This window comes from Dysgonomonas massiliensis, assembly GCF_900240225.1.
In the GTDB taxonomy this organism is placed as follows: Bacteria; Bacteroidota; Bacteroidia; order Bacteroidales; family Dysgonomonadaceae; genus Dysgonomonas; species Dysgonomonas massiliensis.
This window is the reverse complement of record NZ_OEPV01000009.1, coordinates 14,957-28,978: the sequence shown is the minus strand read 5'-3', so window position 1 is coordinate 28,978 and position 14,022 is coordinate 14,957. Positions and strand designations below refer to the sequence as shown.

At 37.5% G+C, this 14,022-nt stretch carries 14 protein-coding genes, 1 tRNA gene and 1 pseudogene; 5 read left to right on the top strand and 11 right to left on the bottom strand.

The features are described 5' to 3' along the window. Nucleotides 1-33: 33 nt before the first annotated feature. Complete coding sequence (locus C1A06_RS10225) at nucleotides 34-621, bottom strand: RNA polymerase sigma-70 factor (protein WP_101690169.1); 588 nt, start codon at nucleotides 619-621, stop codon at nucleotides 34-36. Between the two features lie 258 nt (nucleotides 622-879). Here C1A06_RS10225 and C1A06_RS10220 point away from each other — a divergent pair. Then, nucleotides 880-1,050, top strand: a pseudogene (locus C1A06_RS10220) (RHS repeat domain-containing protein); the annotation flags it as partial. Between the two features lie 18 nt (nucleotides 1,051-1,068). On the opposite strand, the gene C1A06_RS10215 reads toward C1A06_RS10220, so the two are convergent. Together C1A06_RS10215 and mobA are read right to left on the bottom strand one after the other, a co-directional pair. After that, entirely contained in the window at nucleotides 1,069-1,542 is a 474-nt protein-coding gene (locus C1A06_RS10215; protein ID WP_159461404.1) for a DUF3408 domain-containing protein, read from the bottom strand. A gap of 1,053 nt (nucleotides 1,543-2,595) precedes the next feature. Continuing rightward, on the bottom strand, nucleotides 2,596-3,054 hold the full coding sequence (gene mobA, locus C1A06_RS10210; protein WP_101690167.1) for a conjugal transfer protein MobA: 459 nt from the start codon (nucleotides 3,052-3,054) through the stop codon (nucleotides 2,596-2,598). A 404-nt stretch (nucleotides 3,055-3,458) separates the two neighbouring features. On the opposite strand from mobA, the gene C1A06_RS10205 reads away from it, so the two are divergent. Both C1A06_RS10205 and C1A06_RS10200 read left to right on the top strand, forming a co-directional pair. Further along, nucleotides 3,459-3,737, top strand: a complete 279-nt coding sequence (locus C1A06_RS10205; protein WP_101690166.1) for a helix-turn-helix domain-containing protein — start codon at nucleotides 3,459-3,461, stop codon at nucleotides 3,735-3,737. Further along, on the top strand, nucleotides 3,734-4,024 hold the full coding sequence (locus tag C1A06_RS10200; RefSeq protein ID WP_101690165.1) for a helix-turn-helix domain-containing protein: 291 nt from the start codon (nucleotides 3,734-3,736) through the stop codon (nucleotides 4,022-4,024). Before C1A06_RS10205 ends, C1A06_RS10200 begins: the two co-directional genes overlap by 4 nt. An 87-nt stretch (nucleotides 4,025-4,111) precedes the next feature. Here the strand turns inward: C1A06_RS10200 and C1A06_RS10195 are convergent, their stop codons facing one another. Both C1A06_RS10195 and C1A06_RS10190 read right to left on the bottom strand, forming a co-directional pair. Next, the gene (locus tag C1A06_RS10195) at nucleotides 4,112-5,332 is read right to left on the bottom strand and encodes a site-specific integrase (protein ID WP_101690164.1); all 1,221 of its coding nucleotides are present in this window, start codon (nucleotides 5,330-5,332) and stop codon (nucleotides 4,112-4,114) included. A 230-nt stretch (nucleotides 5,333-5,562) separates the two neighbouring features. Beyond that, nucleotides 5,563-5,635: transfer RNA gene (locus C1A06_RS10190), tRNA-Lys, on the bottom strand. Nucleotides 5,636-5,904: 269 nt separating this feature from the next. On the opposite strand from C1A06_RS10190, the gene C1A06_RS10185 reads away from it, so the two are divergent. Next, a complete protein-coding gene (locus C1A06_RS10185) occupies nucleotides 5,905-7,806 on the top strand; it encodes an amidophosphoribosyltransferase (RefSeq protein WP_101690163.1) in 1,902 nt (633 codons plus the stop codon). 174 nt (nucleotides 7,807-7,980) lie between these two features. Further along, the gene (locus tag C1A06_RS10180; RefSeq protein WP_101690162.1) at nucleotides 7,981-9,249 is read left to right on the top strand and encodes a DUF4468 domain-containing protein; all 1,269 of its coding nucleotides are present in this window, start codon (nucleotides 7,981-7,983) and stop codon (nucleotides 9,247-9,249) included. A gap of 70 nt (nucleotides 9,250-9,319) precedes the next feature. Here the strand turns inward: C1A06_RS10180 and C1A06_RS10175 are convergent, their stop codons facing one another. From C1A06_RS10175 to C1A06_RS10150, 6 genes are all read right to left on the bottom strand, one after another. Next, nucleotides 9,320-9,970 carry an HAD family hydrolase gene (locus C1A06_RS10175; protein ID WP_101690161.1) on the bottom strand — a complete coding sequence of 217 codons (651 nt, stop codon included), beginning with the start codon at nucleotides 9,968-9,970 and terminating at the stop codon, nucleotides 9,320-9,322. An 84-nt stretch (nucleotides 9,971-10,054) separates the two neighbouring features. Continuing rightward, nucleotides 10,055-10,489 (bottom strand): GNAT family N-acetyltransferase, encoded by a 435-nt coding sequence (locus C1A06_RS10170; protein ID WP_101690160.1) that lies wholly within the window; start codon nucleotides 10,487-10,489, stop codon nucleotides 10,055-10,057. A 14-nt stretch (nucleotides 10,490-10,503) separates the two neighbouring features. After that, the gene (gene ychF / locus C1A06_RS10165) at nucleotides 10,504-11,607 is read right to left on the bottom strand and encodes a redox-regulated ATPase YchF (protein ID WP_101690159.1); all 1,104 of its coding nucleotides are present in this window, start codon (nucleotides 11,605-11,607) and stop codon (nucleotides 10,504-10,506) included. A gap of 137 nt (nucleotides 11,608-11,744) precedes the next feature. After that, a complete protein-coding gene (locus tag C1A06_RS10160; protein WP_101690158.1) occupies nucleotides 11,745-12,962 on the bottom strand; it encodes an FtsX-like permease family protein in 1,218 nt (405 codons plus the stop codon). Nucleotides 12,963-12,974: 12 nt separating this feature from the next. Next, on the bottom strand, nucleotides 12,975-13,310 hold the full coding sequence (gene rbfA, locus C1A06_RS10155; protein WP_101690157.1) for a 30S ribosome-binding factor RbfA: 336 nt from the start codon (nucleotides 13,308-13,310) through the stop codon (nucleotides 12,975-12,977). Between the two features lie 36 nt (nucleotides 13,311-13,346). Further along, nucleotides 13,347-13,991 (bottom strand): O-methyltransferase, encoded by a 645-nt coding sequence (locus tag C1A06_RS10150; RefSeq protein WP_101690311.1) that lies wholly within the window; start codon nucleotides 13,989-13,991, stop codon nucleotides 13,347-13,349. Between the last annotated feature and the right edge of the window lie 31 nt (nucleotides 13,992-14,022).

Here is a 14,022-nt window from a genome sequence, read left to right as displayed (position 1 = left end):
ACGATTAAGAGGTAAATTACGTAGCCCCTTTAGTTAATAAAAGTTAACAAATATAAGATAAGCTAATAAATTAGCAGGATTAATATTTTCTCGGATTCTTTCTAGAGCTTTGTAAATATGTACTTCTACTGTTCGAGTCGAAATATTCATTATTTTAGATATCTCTTTATGGCTCAAGTCTTCAATGTAACATAATCTAAAAGCTTCCGCCATCCTGATAGGAAGTTTTTCGATCTCGGCTTCAAGTTGCTCTTTAAACTCTTGTGTACTAATTGAATTTAATAATCTATTTTCCTCTGTATTGTGCTCATAGTAATCAAGTCGTGCTTGCGCAATTCTTTGGGAAGAAATATACTTTTTTTCAACATCTTTATGCTGAATATAATTAAGGCATTTATTTTGTAAACTTTTAAAGAGATAGGATTCAACATTGCTCAATTCCAATTTTTCTCGCTCTATCCAATACATAGAAAACACATCCTGAACAAAATCTTCCACTATCTCGTTTGGTAAAAAACGAGATCCTAAAGACATTAATCGAGGATATAGGCTTTTAAAAAGTTTTTCAAATTCACTTAGCTGATCTTTTTCAAACCTGGATATATTTATGTATTGCTTCAATTTCAGACTCCTTAATATCAAAAACAAACTTACATAAAAAATATGATTTTATAATCTATTTGAAAGAGGTACATGCAGGAGGCCGAGGTAATACCCTTGAAAGAAATAAATAACCTTCAAGGGTACCTCTAATTTAATAAATCAAAGTTTATCCATATAGAAAGTGGTTGTGAAACTCAAGAAGACAGTAATTGAAAACTAAATAAAACTGTACACAAGTCTTACTTATTGCGATTAGCTTCCAATGGTTAGTGAGGTAATCATTTGGGCAGTTCGTCTCTAATTACCAACTTAGATGACGAAACGGTTCAGCATATCGAGTATGTTCCGTTCGGAGAAATGTTCATCGAAGAAGGCAACAACCGCTGGAATACTCCGTATCTGTTCAATGCCAAAGAGTTGGATGAAGAAACAGGACTGTACTATTATAGGACACTACCAAGAATCTTATTCTTTTTTAGCTGAAAGTACCTCTCTTATATACTCAACATATTCATTTCTGACTTCATAGATTTCCTCCTTGTAAGTTTCCAGATGATGCTTAACCAAATTGTTGATGAAATCCGGTAAACTGATAGGAGAGTTCGTAAATTGGACTATTTCTTTAATTTCAAAATAGAGTTCATCCTCAAAGTGAATGCTTCGTTGTCTTCTATAGACTATACGAGGCTTTTTCATAAACAGATCTTTGTAAGCAGCTAGCTTATTTTTCTTTTTGCCTGCAGATTTGGCTTTGATCTTTGGCTTTTCATTCCCTGATTCGGTATCTTCTTCTACTGATTCAGAAGGAGTATCATAAGTCTTATTTGTGTCATCACTATTATCTGGCTCATTCTCTTTCGGCTCTAGGTATAAATCTGCTGTCATCATCATTTTTAGTTTTTCCGGATCAGTTTCTTCTGTCGTTTTGTTTCTTGCCATATTGCTTTCTTTTAAGGGATTAATAATTAAGCCCATAAGTCAGTTAATCAGTAAGTCAATTAACTAGCTAATCAGCTAAGTATCCAACTATTTATCAGATAATTGAATTGTTAAATGACTGATTGAATAGTCCAATTATTGAATTAATTATTCATTGAATTAATAGATGAATCAGTAAATAGTTGAGTTATCTAATTATCAACTTAATCACTGAATAAATGAATCACTTAATTAATAACTGATTAAATTATCTACAAAGAATATAAAAACCGACGATTCTTCATAACAGCTTCATCCTTATGCACTATTCTGCTTTGTTTTTCAGGATATTCAGCTTCGAAGAAGGCATAAAACTCATAATTATTTTACGAGAAAGATCTATTCATTCATCTAAAATCAATGTTGAAGGATTTATTATCGGACTTATCTTCTATTTCCGTAGATACTGGCAGGAAATACAGAAAATATCTACCAAAGTTCAGTGTGTTTTCACAAGCTGAAATTAACCAACACGCGTTGATAGCGAGTTATGTTTTTTGCTGCAGAAAATATTCTTTGCTGCAAAACTTACCTCGCCCCAACAGAGACGTTGGGGGAAGAGGAAAACTCCAAAGTCGTTTTCCTAAATAAAGGCATTAAAATATCGTAATAAGATGGATCAGGAAAGAATGAAAGTAGAGTAATAGCTATAAAATGTAGGCAATGAGCAGATAGTTTTAGAGAAGAATATCCTTATAAATGTAACATCCGATTAAAAAATATCGGTATTTTTAATTCAATTCCTATATCTAAAAGGATATACTTTGTGATTCGACTACCTGTCCTTTTGGCAAATTAGCACAGTCTTCTGCTCCGGTCAAATTCAAGTCCTAACGGATTTAGACAAAAAATACGATCCCGGCGGGTCGTATTTTCTGCTAAAAATTTGACGTTTTGAAGACTTTTTATTGGAAAGCCAAAAGGACATAGCATGGGAACCACTTCCGATGCATATCAAATAGGACAAAGATAATTTATAGTCATTTCATAGTTTTCTTTAAGGACAAAAGCTGCTCACTCTTCCTTCAGCATATATTTATTAGTCTTTGGCTTTGTAAGCCATTTCTTCTCATACTCATCCGTAAGATATAATACCTCTTTGGATATTTTCACCAGTTCAATCGTCATTTTTTCCAACCGGTAAAGCATCTGTAATCCCCGTTTTTCTCCAAAATTGGTGCGAAGTATTTTGATTATCTGATTATAGTTTGAACCTACCTGGCGGTATTGTTCATAAAGATTAGTCAGTCGCATGAAATAATCATTGGAGGCTTTATCTATTAAAACGACCTTGATGGTTTTGCCGAATAGGACAGAGGCTATAAACTGACTGATGTTCGTTGTCTGCGTCTTTCTGAGTATATACTGGAACTTTTCATTATCCGCTTCGTCCAGATTCACTGTATATCTGTATACTTTGGGATTCATCACTTTCTTTCTTCCCGGTTTGTTTCTTCTTTTTGCATTTTCCATCGTATTCTATTTTATTAATAAATAATTGAATTAGAATTGTATTGGGTAAAGTTAGGCTGCTTATTAGCAGGGAGCAAGCAGCCTAACCCTAACATATCTATACATACCTATACACATCTATACAGCTCAAATAAAATCCTCGAATTATTGAATTTTAGATTGTAAATTCACTCTCGGTTAGCTAACCAAAGGGTTTATTTAGAATATTTTAAATGAAATAATTTATGGATTCATTTTGTAAAAATAGTCTTTCATATGAAGTGATACAATGCAGATCAGCAGGACTTAAAGGATCTTAATAGGACTTATACGGACAGTCTGAAAATGAATATAGCATCTTGCCTATTTTTACTTAAGGATGGCCATCCGAATTGTTTTGTATGAATTAAAAAACAGCATAGAAAATGGAAATAATGAATATCGAGAAAGATGCTCTAGAAAGAGTTATATCAAGCTTCTTAGATTTTAAAGAACAAGTTCTAAAATTGTGCAATCAGCATAAGGTGAAGAAGATAGATGATTGGCTGGACAATCAGGATGTCTGTATACTATTGAATATATCTTCCAGAACCTTACAGACTTATCGTGATACAGGCAAAATTGGATTTAGTCGTATCAACCAGAAAATGTACTACAGAGCAAGTGATGTAGAAGAATTACTAACTAAAAACAGGGTATTATGAGTTTAATTACAGAAAAGGATGAACAGATCAAGTCATTCTTCGAGGCTTTAAGTGAAATATTGACTGCTATAGAGAATGCACTCAAAGACAGCAAACCTTTATTGCAAGGAGAACATTATCTGACAGATAGTGAAGTATCCGACAAGCTTAAAATAGCCAGAAGAACACTTCAAGACTACCGTACTCAGGGACTGATTTCTTATGTCAAACTGGGAGGAAAGATTTTATATAAGTCCTCGGATTTAGAGAAATTACTATCCGACAACTATTGTGAGAAGTGGAGCTGATATTCGATTCGATGTTATCCCTTCTACCTAAACGTGAAAAAGCTCTCTTTCAATTTCAGAAAGGGAGCTTTTTATTGCATACGATCTCTATACTGAAAACTTCTGTTTCAGTACTTGCATTTCATCGGAGATAGTTTGGTCAAGTACCTTTGCGTATATTTTAGTCGTTCTGATATCCGTATGTCCCAGCATCTTGGCTATAGATTCCATAGAAACCTTGTTAGCCAAAGTCAAACAAGCAAAGCTATGACGTGCGACATGAGTGCTAAGAGTTTTTTGAATACCGCACAACTCACCCACTTCTTTGAGATATCCGTTCATCTTCTGATTAGATGGAACAGGTAACAAACAGCCTTTTCGTAGACATTCTGGATGATTCTTGTATTTCTCCAATATCTGTTTGGGAATATCCAATAAAGGGATATTACACATATTATTGGTTTTCTCTCTGGGTTTACGAATCCAATATTCACCCTTGTTATCACAAAAAATGTGTTCTGTCCAGAGATGTTGTACATCGGTAAATGCTAACCCGCTGAAACAACAAAATACAAAGATGTCGCGAACAACTTCAAGTCTGGGAATAGAAAATCCTTTCTCTAAAAGTAGACGTATTTCTTCTTCCACAAGAAACTCTCGGTTGGTTGGCGTATACTTGAATTGGATATCAAAGAAAGGATCGGTGTCCATCCATTTATTGGCCAAAGCAATTCGAGTAATACGCTTCAGGTTCTTAAGGTATTTGACTGTCGCGTTCTGTGCGCATGATTTCTCCGTTTTTATAAAATGCTCGAAACCTGTAATAAAAGCCTGATCCAATTCACGAATAGGAAGATCGGAAATACGATAATCTTTCTTCATATATTCGGTAAGGTAAGTAACAGTCCGTTCGTAGCGGAGTACTGTTCCCAAGACATAATCTTTTCCTAATAAATCCCTGCATTTTTTATTATGCTCGTTAAATACTTCCAGTAACATCTTGGGCTTATTGTTTTCTCCATAAAAATGCTGTTTGATAATATCGGCTGTAATCGCTTTTCCATCCATCTCCAATTCACGGTGTATTTGTAGAATTCGAGCACGAACAGTGTCAATATAATGATTTAATTCCTGAGACTGTCGGTCTTTACCCGCAGCACACTCTTTTTTGTTATTCCACTTACGGGTATCAATACTCCGCTTGATCTGCACTTCTGCCCGTTGTCCATTCACTGTAATGCGAAGACATACAGGAGCTTCACCATTCTTTAATAGTTTTGATTTCTTGATAAAAAACAACACTGAAAAATAATTCCGTTTCATACGCATTTAATTTGATTTAAAATTAGTTTTAATAATTCGAAATCAACCTATGCAAAACACAGTGAATCAGTGAGTAAAATTCTATAAGGTGGACAATGCAGCATGAAAATAAAGTCCACCTTTTTCACCACCGTTAAGGTGCTTTATTATGCTATATTAGGGAGGTTTGTAAAAAAGAAAAACTCCTAAAATCGGTTGATTATTAGGAGTTTACTATTGTTTTCTCTTTAGAGAAGTGATCCCGCTGGGGCTCGAACCCAGGACCCCATCATTAAAAGTGATGTGCTCTACCTACTGAGCTACGGAATCTCCGTGTTGCTTTCTTTGTTAAAGCGAGTGCAAAGGTATACGAAAAATCTAAAAGTCCAAAACATTTAGCGAAAAAAATTAAAATAAAATTTATACTCCGTCCAAAAAATGCTCTACAAAGCCTCAGAAGGCGACTTGCTATCAAAAAAAAATTACATTCAACTCATACTAAGTCTTCAATAAATTACAAAAAACCGCAAAAAACCACTATCTTTGCACTCTCATTCCCAAAAGGAGAGTTTCACATCATATTTACACAATAACAGTATATGACTGAACCGTTAAAACACGAGTGTGGGATCGCAATGGTCCGCTTGCTCAAACCCCTTGATTACTACCAAAAAAAGTATGGTTCGTGGCAGTATGGTCTCAACAAACTATACCTGCTTATGGAAAAACAACACAACCGCGGGCAGGAAGGAGCCGGATTGGCTGTTGTAAAACTAAATAGCGAAGTAGGAAGCGAATTCGTCTTTCGCGAACGAGCACTAGGCTCGGCTGCAATTTCTGAAATATTCGGTGCAGTACACAAAAAATATGCTAAGCTAACACCCGAAGAATTAAACGACGCTAATTTTGCCGAAAAAGAATTACCCTATGCCGGCGAAATCCTACTAGGTCACTTACGATATAGTACCGATGGAAAAGATGCACTATCGTATGTTCATCCACTACTCAGAAGAAACAACTGGCGATCACGCACACTTGCATTAGCCGGCAACTTCAATATGACCAATGTCGACGAGCTGTTCAATCAGCTGCTACAACAAGGTCAACACCCTCGTCTATATGCTGATACCTTTGTCCTTCTCGAACAAATAGGACATGCTCTAGACCGTGAAGTTCAGTTCAAATTCGATCAACTGAGCGAAAGCACCGGTAAAAAAGGCTACGCACTAAACGAGGACATCGAAAAGAACTTAGATATCAAATTCATGCTCAATCGCGCCAGCCACAACTGGGATGGAGGATATGTCATCGGAGGTATAATTGGCTGTGGTGACGGATTTGTTTATCGCGACCCATGGGGCATACGCCCGGCATTCTATTATCAGGACGATGAGATAGTAGTTGTAGCATCAGAACGTCCGGTAATACAAACAGCCATGAATATCGATGTAGCCGACGTCAAAGAGCTGGAGCCGGGACAAGCAATTATCATCAAAAAAGACGGAACAGTCAAGTTCTCTCAGATACGCGAAAAACAGCCAAAACTATCACCATGCTCTTTCGAACGTATTTATTTCTCTCGCGGATCGGATGCCGATATCTACGAAGAACGTAAAATGCTAGGGACACTATTGCTACCTCAGATACTGAAAGCTATAGATTCCGACATACAAAACACTGTGTTTTCATTCATACCAAATACAGCTGAGGTTGCATTCTTCGGGATGACTGACGCTTTCAACCGTCATATGAACCATGTAAAACACCGCAAGATTCTGGAAAAAGGTGCCGGTATAACTCACGAAGAGCTGGAAAAGATACTTTCGATGCGTGTACGCACCGAAAAAGTAGTCATCAAAGATATCAAACTCCGCACATTTATTGCGCAAGACAACAGCCGCAATGACCTTGCAGCTCACGTTTACGATATCACGTACAACTCGGTACGCCCGGGTGTAGACAATCTGGTTGTGATAGACGACAGTATCGTACGTGGAACGACTCTGAGACAGAGTATTATTAAGATGCTAGACCGATTGAATCCTAAGAAGATCGTTATCGTCTCATCTTCTCCTCAGATCCGCTATCCAGATTGTTATGGTATCGATATGTCTCGAATGGGCGAGTTTGCTGCATTCAATGCAGCTATTGCTCTACTAAAAGAGCGTGGCATGCAATCGGTGATTGACGAAGTATACCGAAAATCATTAGAACAGAAGAACAAACCTAAAGAAGAGATAGTAAACTATGTGAAGGAGATCTACGCACCATTTACCGATGAAGAAATTTCGGCTAAGATGGCAGAAATGCTTACTCCTCCAGATACGAAAGCCAAAGTGGAGATCGTCTTCCAAAGCATCGAAGACCTGCACAAGGCTTGCCCCAAAAACAATGGAGATTGGTATTTCTCGGGCAACTACCCTACTCCGGGAGGAAACCGCATGGTAAATACTGCTTTCATCAACTATATGGAAGGAGTAAACAAAAGATCATACAATTGATCCCTAATCTTTAGAAAATTATATAAGGCTACTTAAATTGATTTAAGTAGCCTTTTTTCAACCATACCAAGCTATCAAAAGTTTCTTTTTTGCACAATAAAAAAACCATTGGTTCATTCTTATTTCATATCTTTATAAATTAGTATAAAATGATATTATAAAAACTGTGATACAATGAATAGACATCTTTTATTATTAGCCACTTTTTTCATGGCAATTGTACTTAATGCTCAAATTGATCCGCGATACGATAAAGGAGCAGTGCCTGAAGTAGACGGCAAAATTATCTTCACGAAAAATATTGTTTCAGATCCTAAATTAAGCGACCAGGAACTCTTCGAGAAAGTAAAGGTATGGGCCGACAAAAACTACAACCAAGGAAAACAACGTGAAAAACAAAGAGTTTTACTGACCGACGAAGACAAAAAACAAGTTGCTTGCTCGGGAGATATGCTTCTTGTATTTGGCCGTAAACTTTTATCATTCGACTCGTCGCCTATGTACTACCAACTAATCATGCAGATCGAAGATGGTAAATGTGAAGCTACAGTACGAAACATCAGATACATATACAACGAGGGGCACGACAACGAAGAAGCAATGACAGCCGAAGAAACAATATCGGATAAAGTTGCAATAAACAAGAAAGGTACTAAACTAAACTTCTTCTACGAAAAATTCCGTAGAGTAACAATCGATAGTCTAGAACAAGTATTTACCTCGTTAGAAAAAGGAATAAATGACCAGCTGCTAGCTAGTACAAGACCTGTCAATAAAGAAATACAGTACGTTTATATAGACAAATCGACAGGGAACGAAGTAGAGGCTCCTACAACAGCTCAACCAGTTAAGGAAACTCCTCAAAATACAGTTTCAAGCCACGTTGCAACCCCAATGCCTATGCCAATTCCTACACCTGCAACTAAGATGGAAGGATTTAAAAAGGTAACAGCACAAGATATACCAAAAGATTTCATCAAACTTCTTGAGAAACCAACACTGGTAACAATCACCAAAGATGGAAAAGCTGTAGCTGCTACATGGGCCGGAACCAACAATTTCTTCGGCAAACAAGTATCAATGATCATTATGAACTCGCAAGCTGCTGCCGCAAACAGCATCGAAGCTGGCGACACATATACTATTTCGTTCTTTACTTCGGCTTCGAGAGATGCTTTAGCATTCAGTAAAGACAAAGGACTAATTGACGCAAAAGAGCTTAAATCGAAAGGTCTTAATCCGGTTGCAACAGAAGGAATGACTATCGGCTATAACGAAGCATCTATCGTCATCGAATGCCGCAAGATCACAGATCAAAGCTTGTCAAATGCTACATCAGAGATGAATGAGTATAAATCGGACATTCCTGCAGAGTGGCAAAAAGCAGGAACAGATAAGTTATACTTCAATGTAGGTGAAATTCTGAATGTGTGGGTAAAATAAAACCTAAACATCATACATAATAAAAAAGGAGATTCTAACGAATCTCCTTTTTTATTATCACAACCTTTATTTAGATAAAAGTTTTTAATTTCTCTGTATCCGTAAAATCATGAATTACATCATAAGTATAATCTTTCAAGAAGTCGGCAGAAAGACTTGTAGCAACGCCTATCACACGCATAAATGCATATGTAGCTGCTTTAATACCAGTAAATGCATCTTCAAAAACGACACAGTCTGCCGAACGTACACCCAGATTAGTCTGAGCTAATACATAACCCATCGGATCCGGCTTACCTTTCTTAATACTTTCCGAAGTTACAACAGTATCGAATGCATCTGACAATCCCAGACATTCTAAAACTCCTTTTGTTTTAGCTAATGAAGAGCTGGTAACCAAACCTACTCTATAATCTTTTTCACGAACATATTGAATAAACTCCAATACTCCTGGTATTACGATACTTCGATAGTCAATACTACTTTCCATATCAACCAAAGCCTTACGTATAGCTTGTTTGTCTTCGAGTGGTGATATAGCAAAATACAAGTCAATGATAGATCCGAATGTCATGCCCTGAATTTTATCCGAAAAGTTTTCGATTTTCAAGCCATTTTCTTTAGCGATCTTATTCCAGAACTTGTCGTAGTACTTTTCAGTATCTACTATTACGCCATCCAAGCCGAATAGCACTGTTGATATTTTTACATCTTTTGCCATTGTATATGTTGATTATTTATTGTTCGTTGGTTTTGTCTGTACAAATTAAGCCTTTTTTAGCGAAAAAGCTACTTTCTACAGTTTTTATTTCTTTTTCTCGAGATGAAGGATAGGATATGCTTTTCCTTCTCCATCGTACTCCGAACGCCCTATTTCTTCGAATCCGAAGTGGTAGTAAAAATCCAAAGCCTGTTTGTTTTGCTCATTGACATCTACACGACGAGCATCAAGTTTATCTACGGCATAATTCAGCAAAATCTTTCCAATACCTTTACCACGCACATTGTTGTGAACAAAAAGCATATCAATCATATTATCTTCAGAAATGCCGATAAATGCCGATATCTGACCTTTATCATCTTTGTATGCATACAAATCTAAGTGATTGAAATAGATAGGTACATGAGTTTTATAAAACTCATAATCTTCTTTCGACAAAAAATGATGCGTTGCATCTACAGCACTCACCCATACATCTAGGAGTGTGTCATAGTCTTTTGGTCCAACTTCGTAAATCATGGTATTCGATTTTTTTATACGTTAAAACGGAAGTGCATTATATCACCATCCTGTACTATATATTCTTTTCCTTCAACATTCATCTTGCCGGCTTCTTTGACAGCAAGTTCAGAACCCAAAGTTATAAAATCTTCGTATTTAATCACCTCTGCACGTATAAAACCTTTCTCAAAATCTGTATGAATCACACCTGCCGCCTGAGGAGCCTTGTATCCGCGAAGGAAAGTCCATGCACGCACCTCCTGAACACCACAAGTGAAATATGTCTGTAGATCGAGTAGTTTATAGGCAGCTTTAATCAAACGTGCTACACCCGATTCTTCAAGGCCAATCTCGCCCAAGAACATCTGACGCTCTTCGTAAGTTTCGAACTCTGCTATTTCCGATTCGATTTTAGCTGCAACGATCAGGATTTCGGCATCTTCATTCTTTACAGCTTCGCGAACTTGATCAACATATTTATTCCCATTAACAGCACTAGCTTCGTCTACATTACAAACATAAAGTACGGGTTTGTACGTCAACAAATAAATCGCTCGTGCTAGTTTTTCATCTTCCTTATTATCGAAAACTACCGTACGAGCTGATTTCCCTTGTTCCAACGCTTCGCGGAACTGAACAAGAATATCATACATGCGTTTAGCTTCTTTGTCGCCACCCGTTTTAGCCTGTTTCTCTACTTTTTGGATGCGAGACACTACTGTTTCCAAGTCTTTCAACTGAAGCTCGGTATCAATAATCTCTTTATCGCGAACCGGATTTACACTACCATCAACGTGCGTAATATTATCATCGTCGAAACAACGCAGAACGTGAATCACCGCATCTGTTTCGCGTATATTCGCCAAGAATTTATTTCCTAATCCTTCTCCTTTGCTTGCTCCTTTCACAAGCCCGGCAATATCTACTATCTCAACTGTAGTCGGTACAATTCTGTTTGGTTTAACCAACTCTGCCAACTTATTCAGGCGCTCGTCCGGAACGGTAATTACCCCCACATTCGGTTCTATAGTACAGAAAGGGAAGTTAGCTGATTGCGCCTTAGCGTTCGATAAACAGTTGAATAGTGTCGACTTTCCTACATTAGGAAGTCCTACGATACCACATTGTAATGCCATTATTTATTTTTCTTATTTATTTTCAATTAGATATTTCAGGCTACAAAGGTAATCAAAATATGGCAAAGGAAAGATACACAAGCCTTTCTTTACGAAAGATTGCATAGGTAGCAAAACTAGTTAAAAGGAATATAAATTTACAGCCTTTTACGAAGTGTGTTAATCGGATACAGCACCGCAAGCAATCCGACAATACTAACAGTAAGGAATACAACGAAAATATCCATTGCCTCAACCACTACGGGATAAGCATCTACGATGAATGCTCCGGGAGTTGTCCCAAGTTTCAACAAGCCGAAATGCTGTTGTAACAAACACAACACCAAGCCTACGACAAGACCAACCATAGCTCCGAAGAATGTAATCAGCCAGCCTTCGAAAAGGAATGTTTTAGAGATCAGTTGCTTGTCAGCACCCATATTCTGGAGAATACGGATATCGTCCTCTTTCTCAATAATCAGCATCGACAGTGAACTGACAACATTAAAAATGGCAATTGTAAGTATAATAACAAGAATGAGATAAGTAACCCATTTCTCGATATTCACCATCCGATAAGTACTTTCTTGTTGCTCGAATCTGTTTTTAACAACAAAGTCGCTACCAAGACTTTTCTGTATATCTGCCTGAACAGCGTCAACCGAAGCTCCTTCTCTGACTTTAATATTAATCGTAGACACCTCTTTCTCGTAACGAAGCATCTCACGTATCAAATCAATAGACACAAGCATTATCTGCTCGTCATATTCAGCCTGATTCAATGCAAACAAACCTGATACATAAGCCTCACGCTCGACAAAGGCAGTTGTCGGATTCGCCATATTCACACGTTCATTGCGCTTAGGCATGTATATTTCTAAGGGATATAACGAGCTTGCACGAACACCGATCTTCGAGGCTAGACCGACACCTAGTACGGCATAATCGAAGTCGCCCATTCTTAATCCGTATTCACCGCTAATAATCGTTTTTTGAATCCCGTTTATAGAATCAAAGTTCTCCGATACTCCTTTCAACGTAACGGGTATTTGACGTTCTTCGTACCTCAACAAAGCATTTTCTTCGAGGCATTCCGAAGTAAATTCGATCCCTTCGACACTCAGAGCTTTCTGAATATGATCATCTGTCGGATCGAAAACCTTTCCGCGAACAACACTTATTTCGAGATCAGGATCAAAATGGCTGAATGTTTTTGCAGCCATATCCGTAAATCCATTGAAGATGGACAAAGCACAAACCATAGCCATCGTTGCCACAGCAATTCCACCCACCGACAACATCGAAATGAAGTTGATGGCATTATGAGACTTCTTCGAGAAGAGGTATCTTTTTGCTATGAAAAACGATAAATTCAAAGCTCGACGAAATTAGTCTTTCAACAAGCGGTCGATATTCTCCAGATAATCCAACGAATCATCCAAGTAGAAAGCAAGATCAGGCACAACACGAAGTTGTTTTCCAACTTTCTGTCCTAGAGCAAAACGGATACCTTTTGTATTTGCTTTAATATTTTCGAGGAGCTCAGCACCTTTATCCGAAGGGAAGATGCTCAAATACGCTTTAGCTAATCCTAAGTCAGGACTCACACGAACGGTGCTAACTGTAACTAATATGCCTTGCATCTTACTTGTATCGGCACGAAATATCTCGCTCAGTTCTTTCTGGATCAGTCGGTTTATCTTTTGTTGTCTAGTAGTTTCCATATTTTCTAATTTATTGTGCAAAGGTAAGATTTTCTATCACTTTTTCCATATTAAAGTCAAACCATCGCGAATTGGAAGTATAACTTTCTCCACACGATCGTCTTTGGCAATCATATCATTAAATTCCTGAATACCGATAGTTTGTTTATCGCTAGGCTTTGCTTTCTCCAGAACTTTTCCATCCCAAAGCGTATTATCGGCAATAATCAGTCCTCCGGAACGTACCTTATCGAATATCAGATCGTAATATTCGATATAAGTTCTCTTGTTAGCATCGATAAATACAAGATCGAACATTCGGTCTATCGTCGGAATAATCTGCATAGCATCCCCCAGATGGAGATGAATCTTATCTTTCAATTTTGTTTGATGTAGATAGCGCATGATGAAATCCTCCAGTTCATCATTCACTTCGATAGTATGAATTTCGGCATCATCGGCAGCGCCTTCGGCCAGACAAAGGGTTGCGTATCCCGTATATGTTCCTATTTCGAGGATATATCTCGGCTGAATCATGCGACAGAACATTTTCAACAGCCTCCCTTGTAAATGTCCCGACAGCATTCGCGGACGCAACAGATTGACATGCGCATCGCGGTTCAATCGTTTCAGCAAGTCTCCTTCCTCATCTATACGCTCGAGGATATACTGTTCAATAGCCTCATCTTTCTCCAAACTCATATTCTCTATAATTTTGCTCCAAAGATAAGAA

What these genes read in the sequence shown, in the direction of transcription:
- C1A06_RS10215 (WP_159461404.1), bottom strand. Translation starts at nt 1,542, where the DNA reads ATGGCAAGAAACAAAACGACAGAAGAAACTGATCCGGAAAAACTAAAA.
- mobA (WP_101690167.1), bottom strand. Translation starts at nt 3,054, where the DNA reads ATGGAAAATGCAAAAAGAAGAAACAAACCGGGAAGAAAGAAAGTGATG.
- C1A06_RS10205 (WP_101690166.1), top strand. Translation starts at nt 3,459, where the DNA reads ATGGAAATAATGAATATCGAGAAAGATGCTCTAGAAAGAGTTATATCA.
- C1A06_RS10200 (WP_101690165.1), top strand. Translation starts at nt 3,734, where the DNA reads ATGAGTTTAATTACAGAAAAGGATGAACAGATCAAGTCATTCTTCGAG.
- C1A06_RS10195 (WP_101690164.1), bottom strand. Translation starts at nt 5,332, where the DNA reads ATGCGTATGAAACGGAATTATTTTTCAGTGTTGTTTTTTATCAAGAAA.
- C1A06_RS10185 (WP_101690163.1), top strand. Translation starts at nt 5,905, where the DNA reads ATGACTGAACCGTTAAAACACGAGTGTGGGATCGCAATGGTCCGCTTG.
- C1A06_RS10180 (WP_101690162.1), top strand. Translation starts at nt 7,981, where the DNA reads ATGAATAGACATCTTTTATTATTAGCCACTTTTTTCATGGCAATTGTA.
- C1A06_RS10175 (WP_101690161.1), bottom strand. Translation starts at nt 9,970, where the DNA reads ATGGCAAAAGATGTAAAAATATCAACAGTGCTATTCGGCTTGGATGGC.
- C1A06_RS10170 (WP_101690160.1), bottom strand. Translation starts at nt 10,489, where the DNA reads ATGATTTACGAAGTTGGACCAAAAGACTATGACACACTCCTAGATGTA.
- ychF (WP_101690159.1), bottom strand. Translation starts at nt 11,607, where the DNA reads ATGGCATTACAATGTGGTATCGTAGGACTTCCTAATGTAGGAAAGTCG.
- rbfA (WP_101690157.1), bottom strand. Translation starts at nt 13,310, where the DNA reads ATGGAAACTACTAGACAACAAAAGATAAACCGACTGATCCAGAAAGAA.
- C1A06_RS10150 (WP_101690311.1), bottom strand. Translation starts at nt 13,991, where the DNA reads ATGAGTTTGGAGAAAGATGAGGCTATTGAACAGTATATCCTCGAGCGT.